Source organism: Francisella opportunistica, from assembly GCF_003347135.1.
Taxonomy (GTDB): Bacteria; Pseudomonadota; Gammaproteobacteria; order Francisellales; family Francisellaceae; genus Francisella; species Francisella opportunistica.
This window is the reverse complement of record NZ_CP022377.1, coordinates 400,035-417,209: the sequence shown is the minus strand read 5'-3', so window position 1 is coordinate 417,209 and position 17,175 is coordinate 400,035. Positions and strand designations below refer to the sequence as shown.

Genomic DNA, 17,175 nt, shown 5'->3' with positions numbered 1-17,175 from the left:
CCTTATTTTAACTTTATCTAATTTAGATTTTACTAATATAAACTTAAAATTTTTTAGACTTTATCACCACAATATATACTATACAATGCTTCTAATATTTTTGTCACCGAAGGATCGTTAATACTGTAATAAACATTTTGCGCCTCTTTTCTGCATTTAACTAGACCTTTATTTCTCAATACTGATAAATGCTGAGAAAATGCCGACTGGCTCAGACTAGAGTACTCTGCTAACTCTCCTACTGTCATTTCTCTTCTAAGGAGCAAGCATAATATCAATAATCTTGACTCATGAGATATTGCTTTTAATAATGAAGAAGCTTTACTAGCATTATCTTTCATCTGCGTTAAATCCATTTTCATAAGCCTGTAATTCATCAAGTGGCGCTATATTAGCAAAACCTAATTTAGAAATCAATAATGTATAAAGAAATTATTTTAAGTTCATAGACCTAATCAGGTTTCAAATAAGTATTTATCAGATATAAATTAAAATCTTTGAGAGTGTAAAACCATAGTTAGTTTATTTTAAAAAGGTTAGGCTCCATGAACAAAAATTTGCTAGTAAATTTAGTTTTCAAATTGAAAAGTAAATCAATATAGTTAAAGATATATAGCTAACTATATAAAAAGTAGTACGTCATTCCGTCAGGCTTGACCACGGAATCTACTGAAATAGCTTGGTTTTAAGCTATTTCAATTAGTACTACTTTTATGCCTAGCAGGCTATAACACCAAAAACAACTTTGTAATTAAAATCAACCAACTTTATGAGTACTTACGACTTATTTTACAAATCAAAAATATAGTAAGGGTTGATACGATTTAGAGATACAAATTTTAGATACAATTACTAAACAAATAAAATACTTCGGTAATTACTACACTTTCATCTCTAAATATTTTGTTTAATTTCATTTTCTTGTTGTTAGGACGGTCCCGTGTATTCATCATATTCCGAGACGTGTGGTGATCCCTTTCCCTCCGGATAATCCATTTCGATTTGCTGGAAATTTGGCACCCTCCATTCGCATTTTCTGTTGATGTTCACATTATCGCTTTCTATGCTTGGCTTTATATTTTCCATAAAATAATCCTCTATTGTTCTTTAGGCATGGACACTTTTCTTACTGACTAAATTCTCGGTGGGGTAGCCGGGTGATAATAATTTAATGTTTTTATAGCAAGAAAATTGTATTACTCTAGCAGGTTACGCTCTTACTTTCAAGGTTTTGCCATCCTGATTTTGGAAGTTAAAAAATATTCTCTGAAAACTTGGCCTTTTTATTATAATAAAAAATAAGAGCATTCGTACCTTCTCTATTTTTATGCACATTCATAGGGTGACTAGTGAATGACCGAGCTTGATTATCATTTAATATACTTATATGCTTTATTTAAAATTTTTGTTCATGGAGCCTATTTATATGTTTAATATAGACCTTCTTTTTTATAGCGTTGATTATACTTAAAAAACTTTGCTAAATTCTTCGGCATAGTATACAATTTGGTCTTTTAACTGAGCGAGTTTAGCCGACAAATCTAGAACCATAAAAACATCAGCTGGGACATCATACTCACATTTTATCTGATATTCCACGGCAGGCTTAAAACCAAACTGTGGATAATAACTTGGATGACCTAAGACAAATATTGCATCAATATTATTTTTCCTTGCTTCTTTGATAATTGCTTCTATAAGCTTAGTACCAATCCCTTGATGCTGATATCTCGGTGCTACACACATTGGCGCAAGTCCAGATATTTTTAGCTTATCGTCCTTCTCTGCAGTCATTTTTGAGATAATCGCTTGACCAATTATACTATTATCATCAGTTTCAGCAACTAACGATATTAAACTTTGGTGATCAGTATGCAAAAGTCTAACTAATTTCTCTTCATCACTAGTTTCAAAAGCTTCAGAGATTAATTTATAGATTAACTCTTGATCTTTTAATTTTTCATAACGAATTTTTACATGCATATTTTCTTAGTCCCTGATAACTAAATCGCGTGTTGAACGAATTTCTAAATTTATAAATTTACCAACTTTTCTAAATCTACCAAAAACAGCAAATTTAGCTCTTTTACCTTTATCAAAATCTAAATATTTTATTTGGCTTGGCACAATAAATAGCGAAAAGCGTGAATTTTGATCGGCTTTAAAAAATAGCTTTTTACTATCACCAACATCAGCAAGTGTAATTCCAGCTATTCCATAGATGAGACAATACTTGTTGTTAAGTTTTTGCGTATCAATATCACTTAAATTAACAATATTTATTGTATAAATATCCTGTTTTGCATACTCTCTAATACGCTTTTCTGTTATCTGCTGTTTTTTTTGTGGCATCAAATTAAGCTCATCAGCTTTTTTAAGCTCACCATTATTTTCTAATTTTGTGACAAGATTTATACATTTTTCAAGGTTTTTATTAACTAAGAAATTAAGCTTACTCATGTCTTTTTTTGAATCACTTAAAACTAGTTCCTTGATTTTTTGATCTTGAATTGGTTTGGCTATGCTTGGACAAAGCTGATCATGTTGTTGATCTTTGATAAAAACAAAATATGGCTCTTGGTCAGCTTTACGCACTAATTTTAATTTTGCCTTACCACAATCAGGACAGAAAATATTATCAAAGTGTAGTTTACTATTATATTCACTTGCTTTTATAAAGCCTTTTTTATATCTGGCTATTTTCACTTTTTATCCTTAAATCTTCTCAAAAAGTATATCTGATATCGGATGTTCAAGATTTTGCCCACGCTTCTCAAATTTTGTCAAAGGTCGCCACTCTGGCCTTGGTGCAAAACCATTATATAAATTTCTATACTTACTATCATTCTCAAATAGCTCTAATACTTCCTCTGCATATGGCAACCAATCACTAGCGTAATGGAACACGCCACCAGATTTTAATTTCTTAGCAAACAGCTCAATATTTGTCTGATTAACAAGCCTACGCTTATTATGTTTTTTCTTATGCCAAGGATCAGGGAAATACACTTGTATATTAGATAAAGATTGATCTTTTATCATATTCTCAAGTATCTCGATTGCATCATGACTCATAACTAAAAGATTAGGGATATTTTGATTTTTTATTTCATAGAGAATATTACCAACCCCTGCTTTATGAACCTCAATACCAAGGTAGTTTTTTGCTGGATTAGCTAAAGCCATTTCAACTAGCGATCCTCCCATACCAAAGCCTATTTCTAGGACTACATCATTAGTATTAGCAAAAATTTCAGCAAAATCTAATTTGTTATCTTTAGCATATTCTATAAGGTAATTTGCAGCATAATTATCAAGCGCTTGTTGTTGTTTTTTTGTAACTCTACCTGCCCTTTGTACATAACTTTTTATCTGACGTAAATTTTCTGTAGATTTATTACACATTTTTCTAGATTTATTCTAATTTTATTAATACTATTCTATCTCAACTATGATAAAAATAAGAGTATAACTGTGCTAATCTTTCTAACAATTCTAGCTTTACAAATAAGCTGCCTTATTCTACCCGGTCCAGATTTTTTTGTAACTATCAGCAACTCTATTAAATTTGGACATAAATCTGGTATATATACAGCAATGGGTGTTGCTAGTGGAATTCTTTTAAATACTTTTATCGTCTACTGGTTCGGTTCATTCTTATTATATAAACAACCGCTATTGTTTAAGATACTAATCCTCATAGGTACAGCCTATCTTGGATATATTGCTTTTAACTTGTATAAAAGTATTTTTACCAAACAACAACTAAATCCAAATGCTAACGAGCATATAAAAAATCTAAATAGTTTTGATAAACCTTCTAATATCAGGCTTTTTTTAAATGGCGCTTTTACTAATCTTGCCAATGCTAAAGCATTAGTTTTCTTTAGCTCAATGTTAAGTTTAGTTGATAATCTAGCTAGTTTTGGTAAGTTTGCAATTTGGATAGCTATAGCTCTTACAACCCTGGTGTGGTTTTGTATTGTCGCAACTTTCTTTGGTAATAATAAACTTAGGCAGATATTTTTTAGAAATATTAAAAAGATAGAATTTATTTCAGCTATTTTTATCACTATTTTTGTAGTAATTATATTAGTTGAGCTTTGCTAGAATAGCACTTTACTCCAACCTAGTTTTTCTCTTAAAGTGTCATAATAATTGTAATCTTTTGTATGTAGAACTGTAACCTTCTTTTGTGCTTTCTGGATAGTCACTTTTTGATGCGCTTTGAGAATAGTATCGTGCCTACCATCAATACTCAAAACTGGTTCAGGTTCATTATATTCAGTTATATAAATATCAATAACACTTTCATCAGATATCACCAAAGGTCTACTATTTAATGAGTGTGAACATATAGGCACCAAGACTATGCTATTTTGATTAGGATTTAAAATTGGCCCACCTGCTGACATTGCATGTGCTGTTGAACCAGTAGGAGTAGAGACAATAAGCCCATCACCTTTTTGATCAAAAGCATACCTCCCATCGATAAACACTTTTAAACCAAACATCAAGCCTCTACTAGCTGTTATTGCTATTTCATTTAAGGCGATAGATGCCTCTAAAGGCGCACGTAAATTATTATCAACACGACACTTTAGCATACTCATCTTTGTCACTGTGCTAACGCCTTTTAATATTGCATAAAGATCATTTTTTAGCGCATTATCATCTGCAGCAAGAGTTGTCAAAAAACCTAGTTTGCCTTTATTTATACCAATAACCGGAATATTACTATACAAAGCTAAAACTCTTGATGCTTTAAGAAAATTACCATCACCACCAACGATTATCGCAACATCACATCTTAGCGCAATCTCTTTTAGGCTTGCTGTGGTAATATTTACAAGTGAAGTATCAGCTGCCGTATCATTTTCTATAGTTATTTCTAAGTCTTGTTGCTGTAAATAAGCATATAAGGTTTCGACCATTTGACTTACTTCTTTTTTATAATGCTTACCAATAATTGCAACCTTATTATATTTAAAAGCCATTTTTTATATACTTTAAAAAAACTTAGATGTATTATAGCAAAAAGACCTCTTATCTTAACAATCCTTTGACTTATATTTATAAACAAATAATAAATTATAGTTTTCTTAAACAAATATAAGTTGCCCAATGCTAATGATACATTTAAAATAAATAACAAAATAGTCATAAGCATATAACCCTATGGATATTAAAGATAAGTTAACAAGTATAATAATCCCCGTAAAAGATGAGGCAGAAGGTATAGAGCATTTGTTTGCTAGACTTATGCCAATCCTTGAAAAACTCCCGACTAAATATGAACTTGTCTTTATCAATGATGGTAGTAATGATAATACTCTTGAGCTTCTTTTAGAAAAACAAAAAGTCATCTCTGAGATTGCTGTAGTTGATTTATCACGCAACTTTGGTAAAGAAGCAGCCTTGTTTGCCGGTTTCGCAAACTGTAAAGGTGATGCTGCAATATCAATAGATGCTGACCTACAGGATCCACCGGAACTTATTTTAGAAATGGTACAATATTGGTTAGATGGCTATGAGATTGTCACTGCTGTTAGAGAAAATCGTGATACAGATACTTCAACTAAAAAACACACCGCAGGACTTTTCTACAAAGTTATGAATAGGATTAGTGACACTAAACTAACCCCTAATGCTGGTGACTATAGATTATTAAATAGGGCTGCTGTTAATGCTTTTTTAGAGCTCAAAGAGAAAATACGCTTTAACAAAGGACTACTTACTTGGATAGGCTTTAAAGAAAAAATAGTTTACCACGCTAGAGAAGAAAGAGCTGCTGGCCAAACTAAATGGAATTATTGGAAGCTATTTAAGTTTTCTATAGATGGTGTCACAAGTTTTAGCCGCGCTCCGCTAGAAATATGGTCGTATATTGGTATTTTTGTCGCGCTTATAAGCTTTATCTATGGTTCTATAATAATTCTAAAATCAATATTAATTGGTGTAGATGTTCCGGGTTATCCATCGTTAGTGACCTTTATATTATTCTTTAGTGGTTTACAAATGATAGGGATTGGAATGCTAGGTAGTTATATAGGCAGGATATTTATCGAAACAAAGCATAGACCGCTATATATTATTCGTCAAGTACATAGAATAAAAGAATAAAATCCTTAACTAAGCTTTCAACCTAATGCCTTTCTCAAGTAAATACCAACATGCATAGTACAATAAGAATGTGAAAATAACTATCGCTGCAAATGCAAAATATGGATTAACTGTAGAAACGCCTATAAAACCATATCTAACAAAATCAACTATATAAAACAACGGATTACAAGATGATATAAAATGCCAAAAGCCAGTTAAATCATTTATATTGTAAAACACTCCTCCTAAGTAGATAAGTGGTGTAAGTATAAATGTAGGAAATATCGTAGTATCATCAAAACTTTGTGAGAATATCGCATTTATCAAGCCACCGAGAGAAAATAAAGCGCCACAAAATATAAAGTCAACTAAAACTAAAGCTACACTGTGTATAGTAGTAAAGCCGCCTAATAAAAATGCCGCTATACTAACAAGCATTCCAACAATAAAACCTCTAAATATACCACCAGAAATATAACCTAGCACTATTACATGATTACTAACAGGTGATACTAACAACTCTTCTATAGCTTTATTAAAACGGATACCAAAGAAAGAGCTAACGACATTACCATATGAGTTTTGAATCACCGCCATAATTATAAGACCTGGAGTAATATACTGCATATAAGTAACCCCATCTCCCATACTACCTATACGCGCTCCAACCACCTTACCAAAAATCAGAAAATATAAAATTATAGTTATCACTGAAGGAAGTAAAGTTTGTGGCCAAATTCTAAAGATCCTTTTACACTCACGCTTAAAAATTGTTATGTATGTTATCCAATAATCTCTTAAATTCATAAATTTACCTGTTTATTTCTTGCTACTTCAATAAATAACTTCTCTAACTTAGCTGCTTTTGAACGTACATCTAAAACATCTAAATCATACTTGCTACTTAGTTCAGCAAATATTTGATTAAGTACTACCCCTTTTGAAACTTCAACCTCGATTGTATAATCATCGATAAGCTTAACCTCACCTAGATTAAGTTTTATCTCTTGCTGACATTTGTCTTTGAGATCAAAGATATAAGTATGTTTATCGGCTGATTTTAAGAAAGTCTTCATATCCGTATTAACACATAACTTACCTTTGTTAATAAGCGCGATATGTTTACACATCAATTCGGCTTCTTCTAGATAGTGAGTTGTCAGAATTATTGTCAAACCTTCTCTATGAAATTCTAAAATCATCTCCCACAATGAATTTCTAAGCTCAACGTCAACTCCTGCGGTTGGCTCATCTAAGATTAATAGTTTTGGTTTGTGAATTAGCGCACGCACCACCATTAATCTTCTTTTCATACCTCCAGATAAAAATCTTACTTGGGTATTACGCTTATCATAAAGATCAACTTTCTTTAACAGCTCTTCAGCATACGCAAATGCGTCTTTTTTAGCAATGCCAAAAAACCCCGCTTGTGTAATAAGTATATCTATTGGCTTTTCAAAAATATTAAGGTTTATTTCTTGCGTCATTACACCTAGGTGCTTTCTAGCTTGGATATAATCAGTATCTATATCATGACCAAAAACCTTGATTTGACCAGATGTTTTATTTACAAGCGAGGATATCATTCCTAGAGTGGTCGACTTACCAGCACCATTTGGCCCCAAAAGTGCAAAAAAATCACCTTTTTTGACTTCAAAACTGATATCATCAACGGCTTTCAAACCACCCTTATAAACTTTGGTAAGATTTTTTATTTCTAATGCTTTTTGATTATCCATAATAATTAATCTATATTAAAAAATATATTGGCGTATTATAGCATTGCTAGATAACCATTAATACTAAGATTTATTTAACTAATTTGATATCACCATATTGCTTATGCAAAATATTGCGTTTTGAGCATAAGCAAAATACTTGTACCCACAACAATTATAAATATTGGTCTAACTAATTTTGAACCCTTTAAAATAACCATTCTTGAACCAGCGATACCACCAAAGAAGCTTCCTACTGCCATCAAAAGTCCGAAAGTAATATTAACCTGTCCTGATAACGCAAAAACAGTCAGCGAAAAAACATTACTTTTTAAATTAAGCATCTTAGCATAACCTGAGGCTTGCAAAAATGTATAACCAAGAAAGTATACAATTGCAATAATCCAGAAGTTACCCGTACCAGGTCCAAAAAAACCATCATAAGCACCTAAAACAAAGCCAAAAAGCGTAAAAAAAGCTATTTCTGACATTCTTTTTTTGCCCTGAGCTACTCCAAGATTTTTATTAACAATACTAAAAATAAAAACTATAATTAACAGTATCGGCACAATATTATTCATAAAATCATTATGTATCAGCAAAGTCAGTAGTGTTCCACAACAAGCACCTATAAAACCTGCTACCAAACCTCTTACTACTGTTTTGATATCAATAAGACCACTTTTGTAGTATTTAAGTACTGCCATACCTGTACCAATACTAGCTTGAAATTTATTTGTCCCTAAAACAGTAACAATCGGCAAACCTGTCAAACTTAATGCTGGAATACTAACTAAACCTCCTCCACCTGCTATGGCATCGATAAAACTTGCCAAAAAACCCATTGATATAATAAAGATACATAAGATATAAAAATGTTCAGTAAAGAAATGTTGCATTATAATCTCCCAAAATGAACAGCTAACCAGATAGTAGGATTGGTGGTAAAAGTAACCCAATGCCTTGTATTTTTAGCGATAAATAAATGTTGCCCTTGTTTGAGAGTATAGTATTCATCTTCTAGTTTAAGTTGTGCTTGACCTCTTAATACCACAACCCATTCATCATGAGCTTGTATATATGGCTGGTCAGCTGGAGTTACTTGCCCATAGGAAATTATTTTTTCAATATGGATATCATCTCTTTTAAGTAAATCAGTAAAGACTTCTTGGTTAGAGTTTTTAAGCTCTAAATCATAAATATTAGTGCTAGTCATACTTTAGATCTTTATAATCAATATTAACAAAATCAGGACAGATGTATTCTTCAAACCTAAAAGCTAAAATTTCTTCATTTCCAAATAGGTGAGCCTTACACACTCTATGCATCCCATCCATTAGTTTACCTTCACAACATAAAATAATAGGGTAGTTTAAATCAGCCATATTGATTAATTTCACGTGCTCTACAATATTTTCACATGTTGGCTTAGCAGCTCCTAAATCTAAATCATACCAATAAGTTTGTTTATATTCTTTAACATCTGATAACTTAATTTTTTTAGGAGTCAAACTCCTTGTTTTAAGGTTTAGTTTGTTAACATCCCAAACCAATAAATCACCACGCTCAGATCTCCTAAAGTGATATTGTTGCCTTAACATCATAATTTTAAAACCTCACAAGTATTTTGATAAGTTTGTGTTGCTACTTGCTGGTAAGATACACCTTTTAAATTAGCCAAAAACTCTGCCACATATTTAACATATTCTGGATAGTTTGGTTTTCCACGCAGCGGCACCGGTGTTAGATACGGAGCATCTGTCTCAATAAGGATTCTATCTAGTGGTAATTTTTTTGCTGTTGCTTGAATATCTTTAGCATTTTTGAAAGTCAAAATTCCTGAAAAAGATATATACATCCCCATATCTAGAGCTTTTTTTGCCATATCGTAATCTTCAGTAAAACAGTGCAAAATTCCACCACATTTTTCAACACCTTCAGCTTTTAAAATAGCTAATGTATCTTGTTTTGCCGCTCTAGTATGGATTACAACAGGCTTATTTACTTGATTAGCCGCTTGCATATGCATAACAAATTTATCTATCTGTGCCTTTTTAGTATCGCTACCATTGTAGTAATAGTCTAAGCCTGTCTCGCCAATAGCAACACATTTTTGATGTTGTGATTTTGCTATAATCTCATCAACACTTGGCTGATGTGTATCTAATTCACTAGGATGTACCCCTACAGAAAAATAAACATCGCTATAATCTTCAGCTATTTTCTGTATATCTTCAATCTCATGCCATGCTACGGCTATTGAGATAACTTTATCAATACCGGCATTTTTTGCATTATTAATAACTTGCTCAAGAGTTATATCTTCAAGCTTTAGATAATTAAGGTGACAATGTGAATCTATTATCATGATTTAACAAATATATTGTATTTGTGAGTATTATAAATTATTCGTAGTATAAAAACTATTTGCAAGCTTGTTAGATAACTAGACTTTTTCTTTAATATTCTCCATTCTCAAAGCTATTTATACTATCATAATAATCTGAACTATAGCAGTAGCCGCTAATTTCATATATGATAGAAAAAACTAAACAAATTTGCTATTAAAAGCAGACTTAAGGATCAAAATTTTAGTCTATATGAATTATGAAATAATTCAGCCTTATATAAAAAATTTAATAATGATAATTTAAAATCACTATAAAGCCAGCCGTATAGGAATTAATTTTGTTTTGCGCATAACTAATATTGCTAATGTAAATACTATTAGTTACCATGTCACTTATAACGAATAAAATTTAGATAAAGGAAATAAGTTATATGGAGCTTCAATTAGAAAATAAACAAGAAATTATTGATCAATTAAATAAAATTTTAGAACTCGAAATGTCTGGAGTTGTGCGTTATACTCATTATTCTTTAATGATTATAGGCCATAATAGAATCCCTATAGTTAGTTGGATGCAATCTCAAGCAAAAGAAAGTTTAACTCATGCAACAGCTGCTGGAGAAATGATAACTCATTTTGGTGAGCACCCATCTTTAAAAATAGCAGACTTAACAGAAACTTATCAGCACAATATAAATGATATATTAATTGAAAGTCTGGGGCATGAGAAAAAAGCTGTTTCAGCCTACTATGAACTTCTAAAGCTTGTAAATGGAAAATCAATAATGCTAGAAGAGTATGCTAGAAAGCTAATAGTTGAGGAAGAAACTCATATTGGCGAAGTGAAAAAAATGTTAAGAAAGCCTACTTAAATGTAGACTATTTGTTATTATTTTTATCTAAAGTTAAAGATAACCTACCACCTAAATGAAGGCTTTTTTAGAGTATTTTCGGCTCTTTAACTCTATATCACTGACATTCTTAAACATATTTATAGCCTACTAGGCATAAAAATAGTACATTTTGTCATCCTGAACTCGTTTCAGGATCTCAATAAAATCAACACTTATAGTGAAACGCTGAAATAAATTCAGCATGACATTTTTATATGTAGTTAGCTGTACATACTCAAAAATAGAAAAATTAGGCTAAATATAAATACAGTATGTAAATTTCAACGGCTACAATGGTTTTAAATAGTATACTAGTTGAAATTTAAAACCAGTTAAAAATTGTTTTTAAAGTTTTTTGTTATTTTTTGGGAATATATGCAAAAAGTTAAATGGTGCCGGAGGCCGGACTCGAACCGGCACTCTGTTGCCAGAACCGGATTTTGAATCCGGCGCGTCTACCAATTTCACCACTCCGGCAAGAAGTGATTATAAATCTTCAGGCCAATTATCAATCGCTGTTCCCAAAGATAAGCCAAGCTCAGATAACTTGTCTTTGATCTCTGTTAATGATTTTTTACCAAAGTTTGGTGCTTTAAGAAGTTCGTTTTCTGTCTTCTGTACTAGGTCACCGATTAATCTAATATTTACAGCTTTTAAACAGTTAGAAGATCTAGCTGTAAGGTTTAATTCCTCAACATGCTTTAACAAAACAGGGTTTATATCCTTAGTAGGATCTTCTACAAAAATACCTTTATTAATCTCTTCAACATCTACGATATTTCTTAATTGATTTTGAATCTTAATAGCTGCTATTCTTAGCGCTTCTTCACAGCTTACATTACCATTAGTCTTAATGTTAAGTTCAAGTTTATCAAGGTCTGTACGTCTACCGACACGAGCATCTTTTATCTCAAACTCACAAAAAGCAACTGGTGAAAAAGTCGCATCTAAAAGGAATTCACCATCTTTGAAGTTCTCTTGAGCTGGTCTGTAGCCTACACCTTTTTCAACTTTAGCTTCAATTTTTAGCTTTTTACCACCATTATAGCTACAGATAAATACTTCTTCTGTTATAGTTAAACCTTCAGTTAATTTTGCTTCTTCGGAGAAAACTTCTTCTTCTGAGCCTGATAATTCAAAAGTTATCGTACCTGAGTCAACTCTGTCTGCTAACGTCAAAGGAAGAGCTTTGATATTTAAGATAATATCAGCAACTGTTTCATCACATGGAATCACATCTTCTAAAGAAGTAACTTTACCGTCATTAATTTTTATACTAGTAACACATGCACCAGCGATAGAATAAAGCATAGTTTGCTTAAGAGCAAATCCAAGTGTATAACCTACCCCTCTTTCTAGGGCTTCAAAAGAAAACTTAGTAGCATTTTTTGCATATTCATCAATTTTAATATTATTAGGATGTAGTAAATTTTCTAGTGCCATAGCAGTTTAAAACCTAGTTTATATTTTATAGATATAATTTAATTCCAAAGATTATAACATATAAATACAAAAATTTAATAACTTAATTTTATAACTTCTTGATTTTGTTTATACTATCAAGCTTAGTTTTTATTTTTGTTTCAAAACCGCTTGCTGAGGGTTGATAAAAAGTTTGTACAACATTTTTAGGCAAATATTGCTGGATAACATATGAATTTGGGTAGTTATGTGGGTAGAGGTAATTACTATCCTTATAGTTTTTAAGATGTTGCGGCACTTGTATATCACCTAAGTTTTTAACAAGCTGCTGAGCTTGTGCTAATGCTTTATAACAAGCATTACTCTTTGGCGCTACCGCTAAATAAATAGCCGCTTGTGCTAACACTAATCTTCCCTCTGGTAAACCTAGCTTCTCATAGGCGTTCCAAGCATCTATTGCTACTCTTAGCGCTTGCGGATCCGCATTACCAATATCTTCAGAGGCAATACATAGCATCCTTCTAGCAATAACTAATGGATCAACACCATTATCCAACATTACACTTAACCAAAAAATAGCTGCATCAGCATCGGTTCCTCGCACAGATTTATGAAAAGCCGATAACTGCTCATAAAACTCCTTACCCTCACGATGAAAATCTCGTGAAGCCTCACCTACTGCTTGATCAAATAGCTCTTTGTTTAGATAAATTTCATCCATTCTATCGCTAATCAAAAACATTCTCTCAATTAGATTTAAAATCTTACGACAATCGCCTTCACTATAATTATGGATAGCATTATATAAACCATCATCAATTTTGAATGTATATTTTGCTAATACCTCATCTTGTGATAAAGCTCTTTGGATAAGTTTTTGAGTAGCTGATATACTCAATCTTTTAAGGCGCAAAATAAAAAGGCGTGAAACTAAAGCATTGTTTAAGTAGTATGTTGGATTCTCTGTAGTAGCACCAATTAAAACAATTTTACCTGATTCAACATAAGGAAAAAGTAAATCTTGTTGTGATTTATTAAAGCGATGAATCTCATCTAAAAATAATACAAAACTATCTAAATGCTGATTATCAGCAATTATTTTTTTAACATCCTTAACGCCTGAATCAACTGCTGATAGCTCAAAGAATTCTAGTTTTTTTGAGCTTGCAATAATTCTAGCCAAGCTTGTCTTACCAACCCCTGGTTTTCCGCATAATACTAAAGAACAAATTCCATCACCAGCAAGTATTTTTGTTAAAACGCCATGTTGCGATAATAAATGTTCTTGACCTACTATTTCATCAATACTTTGTGGTCTTATTCTTGCTGCTAGTGGGATGTATTTCATTTACTAAATTAAATCCTTAAAGTAATAACCCCCCACCCCCTCTACAATAGAGGAGGAACTTATTACTCCTCTTTCTTGCTAAGAGAGAGGTGGGGAGAGAGTTCTTCCAATCATAATTCTAATAAGAGAGATTACTTTCAACTATCTTTAGCAAATCTGCAAATACAGAATCAATATTATTTATGACATCATCATTTTTATAACGAATAGTTCTTATTCCAATACTACTCATATAATCTTCTCTGACTAAGTCATATTGTCTAGCATCAGTAGTAAAGTGACTATCTCCATCAATTTCTATGGCTAATTTTAGTGTTGGTATATAGAAATCGACTATATATTCTCCTACCCCATACTGCCTACGTACTCTAACACCTAAAGCATCTTTCCTAATACAACTCCAGAGTTTTCTTTCTGCAACTGTTTGATTTGCTCTTAGTTTTCGTCTTTTATCTTTTGTTGATTGTTTATTAAAAACTTCTGTCATCATATTTCATTACTCCTCCTAAACTCCTCTACAATAAAGGAGGAACTTATTACTCCTCTCTCTTGCTAAGAGAGAGGTGGGGAGAGAGTTTATTTAATCACGATCTTATACTTACTTTTAACAAGCTCATAAAGCATACCCTCGCGCACAGCACCATTTGAAAGCTTCATTTGTGTAATATCCAAACAATCAAATATTGTATATAAAATAACAACACCACCAGCAAGGACACTCTCACGATCTTCCCTAAGACCCTCAAAACGAATATGCTCAACTTCACGCTTATCCATCATCATAGTAATTAAATCATTTAAAAACTCTTTTGTAATAATAGAATCACCTGTAAGTTCTTGACATATATTTGTAACCGAGATAATTGTCCCGGAAGAACCCAGAACAGTATTCCAGCCTATTCTTCTATATTTATATAGGATTGGTGCAATTATTTCTCTAGCTTTAGTTGCTGCTGCATGAAAGTTAGCAAAATCAAGCTTTTCATTCGCAAAAAAATCTTTCTGCATGCCGACACAGCCCATATCTAAACTGCGCGCAATTAATATCTTATCACCTCTACCAATTACAAATTCCGTTGAGCCACCACCAATATCTATAACTAGTGTTTTTTGTTTAATATCATCATTATCTCTAGCTCCAACATAGACAAGTCTTGCTTCCTCTGGACCTGAGATAATTTTAATCTTAGTACCAAGAGCTTTATCTAACTTCTTTTTAAAGCCTTTTATATTATTTTTTGCTTTTCTAAGAGTATATGTTCCTACAGCACGCACATGCTCAACTTTGTATTTTTTGATTTCTTGTGCAAAGAACTCAAGGCATTCAATAGCTCTTTCTTGCGCATCCTTACTAATCGTTAGATTATTATTAAGGCCAGCCCTTAGTTGCACTTTGTGCTTCTGCTTAGATAATGTAATAACCTCGCCATCAGGCTTGATTTCACTTATAAGCATATGAAAACTATTTGAACCTAAATCTACCGTTGCTACTATCTTTGACATATAAAACAAAAGCTTATTTCTTAACTACTCCCCATTATAAAAAAATATCTGTAAAATAGCTAAAAAAATTTGTCTAAGAAGTTTTTTTGTTTATAATAACTAGCAATTAGTTTAACTTCTTATAAAATTATCAAATATACAGCAGTAGGTTCTGCTTAATCAGTTTTAAAATCAAAAAACTTAAAGGAAAGTCAAAGCATGTCAAAATGTATCGATATATCAGATAGTCAATTTGAAAGTGAAGTAGTTAATAGTGATATTCCAGTATTGTTAGACTTTTGGGCGCCATGGTGCGGTCCTTGCAAAATGCTTGCTCCAATACTTGACCAAGTTGCAGAACACTACGGTGACAAAATCAAAGTCTGCAAAATAAATATCGATGATAATGAAGAAACAGCAATGAAATTTGGTGTGCGTGGCGTACCTACACTTATGGTTTTCAAAGATGGTGAAAACAAAGAAACTAAAGTTGGTGTAGTACAAAAAACTCAGTTAATCTCAATCATAGACAAATATCTATAATTAGTTATATCAACATATTATTTTTATAAATAGAGAACCAAATGAACTTAAATGAATTAAAGTATAAATCTGTTAATGAGCTAATGGATATAGCTCAAAGTCTAGATCTTGAGTCACTTCGCGCAAGAAAACAAGAGCTGATCTTTTCAATCTTAAAATATCATGCTGATAAAGGCGAAGACATTTATGGCGAAGGTATTTTAGAAGTTCTCCAAGATGGCTATGGCTTTCTAAGATCTTCTGATAGCTCATACTTCGCATCTCCAGATGATATCTATGTTTCACCTGCTTTTATTAGAAAATTAAATCTGCGTACTGGTGATAGTATCGTAGGTAAAATTCGTCCTCCGCGTGATAATGAGAAATACTTTGCCGTCAAGCATATCGACAGCGTTAACTTTGATTCGCCAGAATTAGCTAGAAAGAAAATCTTATTTGAAAACCTAACTCCAGAATATGCTAAAGAAAGACTAACTATGGAAATTGGTAATGGTTCAAATGAAGACATTACCGCTAGAGTTATAGATTTAGCTGCACCATTTGGTAAAGGTCAGCGTGGTTTGATTGTTGCACCACCTAAAACTGGTAAAACAATCATGATGCAAAATATCGCAACCTCAATTGCTAAGAATCACCCAGAATGTAACCTAATCATGCTACTAATTGATGAGCGCCCTGAGGAGGTTACTGAGATGCAACGCTCAGTACGTGGCGAAGTAGTAGCTAGTACATTTGATGAACCAGCAGCACGCCATGTACAACTTGCTGAGATTGTAATTGAAAAGGCTAAAAGATTAGTTGAACACAAGCAAGATGTAGTAATTCTACTCGACTCAATCACAAGACTTGCTCGTGCCTACAACACTGTATCTCCAGCCTCTGGACGTGTTTTATCCGGTGGTGTTGAGGCAAATGCTTTACAAAAGCCAAAAAGGTTCTTTGGTGCTGCGCGTAACACCGCTGAAGGTGGTAGTTTAACGATTATCGCTACAGCTCTTGTAGAGACTGGCTCGAAAATGGATGAAGTTATCTTTGAAGAATTCAAAGGTACAGGTAATATGGAGCTCCATCTTGATCGTAAGATTGCTGAGCGTCGTGTCTTCCCTGCTATTAGTTTTGATAGATCTGGTACACGTAGAGAAGAGCTGCTTACTACTCCAGAAGAGCTACAAAAACTTTGGGTGCTGCGTAAGATTCTTGGTGGTATGGAAGATGTCCAAGCTATGGAATTCTTAACTGAAAAGATGAAAGGTTCTTTAACTAATGAAGAATTCTTTGAAACTATGAAAAGAGGCGCTATTTAGACTTTCAAAA

At 32.5% G+C, this 17,175-nt stretch carries 20 protein-coding genes and 1 tRNA gene; 5 read left to right on the top strand and 16 right to left on the bottom strand.

Features of this window, described 5'->3' with window-relative positions; genetic code table 11:
• Positions 1 to 53 precede the first annotated feature (53 nt).
• From CGC45_RS02035 to trmB, 4 genes are all read right to left on the bottom strand, one after another.
• Positions 54 to 356: an ArsR/SmtB family transcription factor gene (locus tag CGC45_RS02035; RefSeq protein WP_071628734.1), complete on the bottom strand. Its 303-nt coding sequence runs from the start codon at positions 354 to 356 to the stop codon at positions 54 to 56.
• 1,111 nt (positions 357 to 1,467) lie between these two features.
• Positions 1,468 to 1,983, bottom strand: a complete 516-nt coding sequence (locus CGC45_RS02030) for a GNAT family N-acetyltransferase (RefSeq protein WP_071628733.1) — start codon at positions 1,981 to 1,983, stop codon at positions 1,468 to 1,470.
• A gap of 6 nt (positions 1,984 to 1,989) precedes the next feature.
• Complete coding sequence (locus tag CGC45_RS02025; RefSeq protein ID WP_071628732.1) at positions 1,990 to 2,706, bottom strand: hypothetical protein; 717 nt, start codon at positions 2,704 to 2,706, stop codon at positions 1,990 to 1,992.
• 9 nt (positions 2,707 to 2,715) lie between these two features.
• The gene (gene trmB / locus CGC45_RS02020; protein WP_071628731.1) at positions 2,716 to 3,405 is read right to left on the bottom strand and encodes a tRNA (guanosine(46)-N7)-methyltransferase TrmB; all 690 of its coding nucleotides are present in this window, start codon (positions 3,403 to 3,405) and stop codon (positions 2,716 to 2,718) included.
• 69 nt (positions 3,406 to 3,474) lie between these two features.
• Between trmB and CGC45_RS02015 the strand changes: the two genes are divergently transcribed.
• Entirely contained in the window at positions 3,475 to 4,110 is a 636-nt protein-coding gene (locus CGC45_RS02015) for a LysE family translocator (protein ID WP_071628730.1), read from the top strand.
• On the opposite strand, the gene CGC45_RS02010 is transcribed toward CGC45_RS02015, so the two are convergent.
• The gene (locus tag CGC45_RS02010) at positions 4,107 to 4,997 is read right to left on the bottom strand and encodes an NAD(+)/NADH kinase (protein WP_071628729.1); all 891 of its coding nucleotides are present in this window, start codon (positions 4,995 to 4,997) and stop codon (positions 4,107 to 4,109) included. The two genes, CGC45_RS02015 and CGC45_RS02010, sit on opposite strands and share 4 nt — an antisense overlap.
• A gap of 181 nt (positions 4,998 to 5,178) precedes the next feature.
• Between CGC45_RS02010 and CGC45_RS02005 the strand changes: the two genes are divergently transcribed.
• Positions 5,179 to 6,123, top strand: coding sequence for a glycosyltransferase family 2 protein (locus CGC45_RS02005; RefSeq protein ID WP_071628728.1), 945 nt, complete (start codon positions 5,179 to 5,181; stop codon positions 6,121 to 6,123).
• 9 nt (positions 6,124 to 6,132) lie between these two features.
• Here the strand turns inward: CGC45_RS02005 and CGC45_RS02000 are convergent, their stop codons facing one another.
• The 6 genes from CGC45_RS02000 to CGC45_RS01975 form a co-directional block, all read right to left on the bottom strand.
• Positions 6,133 to 6,912, bottom strand: a complete 780-nt coding sequence (locus CGC45_RS02000; protein WP_071628727.1) for an ABC transporter permease — start codon at positions 6,910 to 6,912, stop codon at positions 6,133 to 6,135.
• Complete coding sequence (locus tag CGC45_RS01995) at positions 6,909 to 7,844, bottom strand: ABC transporter ATP-binding protein (protein WP_071628726.1); 936 nt, start codon at positions 7,842 to 7,844, stop codon at positions 6,909 to 6,911. The genes CGC45_RS02000 and CGC45_RS01995 overlap by 4 nt, the downstream gene beginning before the upstream one ends.
• Positions 7,845 to 7,945: 101 nt before the next feature.
• Positions 7,946 to 8,722 (bottom strand): TSUP family transporter, encoded by a 777-nt coding sequence (locus tag CGC45_RS01990; RefSeq protein ID WP_071628725.1) that lies wholly within the window; start codon positions 8,720 to 8,722, stop codon positions 7,946 to 7,948.
• Positions 8,722 to 9,039 carry a cupin domain-containing protein gene (locus tag CGC45_RS01985; RefSeq protein ID WP_071628724.1) on the bottom strand — a complete coding sequence of 106 codons (318 nt, stop codon included), beginning with the start codon at positions 9,037 to 9,039 and terminating at the stop codon, positions 8,722 to 8,724. Before CGC45_RS01985 ends, CGC45_RS01990 begins: the two co-directional genes overlap by 1 nt.
• Positions 9,032 to 9,427 (bottom strand): hypothetical protein, encoded by a 396-nt coding sequence (locus tag CGC45_RS01980; protein ID WP_071628723.1) that lies wholly within the window; start codon positions 9,425 to 9,427, stop codon positions 9,032 to 9,034. Before CGC45_RS01980 ends, CGC45_RS01985 begins: the two co-directional genes overlap by 8 nt.
• Complete coding sequence (locus tag CGC45_RS01975) at positions 9,424 to 10,191, bottom strand: TatD family hydrolase (protein WP_071628722.1); 768 nt, start codon at positions 10,189 to 10,191, stop codon at positions 9,424 to 9,426. The genes CGC45_RS01980 and CGC45_RS01975 overlap by 4 nt, the downstream gene beginning before the upstream one ends.
• 413 nt (positions 10,192 to 10,604) lie before the next feature.
• Here CGC45_RS01975 and CGC45_RS01970 point away from each other — a divergent pair, with 413 nt between their 5' ends.
• Entirely contained in the window at positions 10,605 to 11,045 is a 441-nt protein-coding gene (locus CGC45_RS01970) for a ferritin-like domain-containing protein (protein WP_071628721.1), read from the top strand.
• 411 nt (positions 11,046 to 11,456) lie between these two features.
• On the opposite strand, the gene CGC45_RS01965 is transcribed toward CGC45_RS01970, so the two are convergent.
• The 5 genes from CGC45_RS01965 to CGC45_RS01945 form a co-directional block, all read right to left on the bottom strand.
• Positions 11,457 to 11,543: transfer RNA gene (locus CGC45_RS01965), tRNA-Leu, on the bottom strand.
• 9 nt (positions 11,544 to 11,552) lie between these two features.
• Positions 11,553 to 12,509 carry a DNA-directed RNA polymerase subunit alpha gene (locus CGC45_RS01960; protein ID WP_071628720.1) on the bottom strand — a complete coding sequence of 319 codons (957 nt, stop codon included), beginning with the start codon at positions 12,507 to 12,509 and terminating at the stop codon, positions 11,553 to 11,555.
• 88 nt (positions 12,510 to 12,597) lie between these two features.
• Positions 12,598 to 13,836: an AAA family ATPase gene (locus tag CGC45_RS01955; protein WP_071628719.1), complete on the bottom strand. Its 1,239-nt coding sequence runs from the start codon at positions 13,834 to 13,836 to the stop codon at positions 12,598 to 12,600.
• A 118-nt stretch (positions 13,837 to 13,954) separates the two neighbouring features.
• Positions 13,955 to 14,323, bottom strand: coding sequence for an endonuclease domain-containing protein (locus tag CGC45_RS01950; RefSeq protein WP_071629947.1), 369 nt, complete (start codon positions 14,321 to 14,323; stop codon positions 13,955 to 13,957).
• Positions 14,324 to 14,412: 89 nt separating this feature from the next.
• On the bottom strand, positions 14,413 to 15,339 hold the full coding sequence (locus CGC45_RS01945; RefSeq protein ID WP_071628718.1) for a Ppx/GppA phosphatase family protein: 927 nt from the start codon (positions 15,337 to 15,339) through the stop codon (positions 14,413 to 14,415).
• Positions 15,340 to 15,537: 198 nt separating this feature from the next.
• On the opposite strand from CGC45_RS01945, the gene trxA reads away from it, so the two are divergent.
• Both trxA and rho read left to right on the top strand, forming a co-directional pair.
• On the top strand, positions 15,538 to 15,861 hold the full coding sequence (gene trxA / locus CGC45_RS01940) for a thioredoxin (protein ID WP_071628717.1): 324 nt from the start codon (positions 15,538 to 15,540) through the stop codon (positions 15,859 to 15,861).
• Positions 15,862 to 15,902: 41 nt separating this feature from the next.
• The gene (gene rho / locus CGC45_RS01935) at positions 15,903 to 17,165 is read left to right on the top strand and encodes a transcription termination factor Rho (RefSeq protein ID WP_004287296.1); all 1,263 of its coding nucleotides are present in this window, start codon (positions 15,903 to 15,905) and stop codon (positions 17,163 to 17,165) included.
• The last annotated feature ends 10 nt before the right edge of the window (positions 17,166 to 17,175 follow it).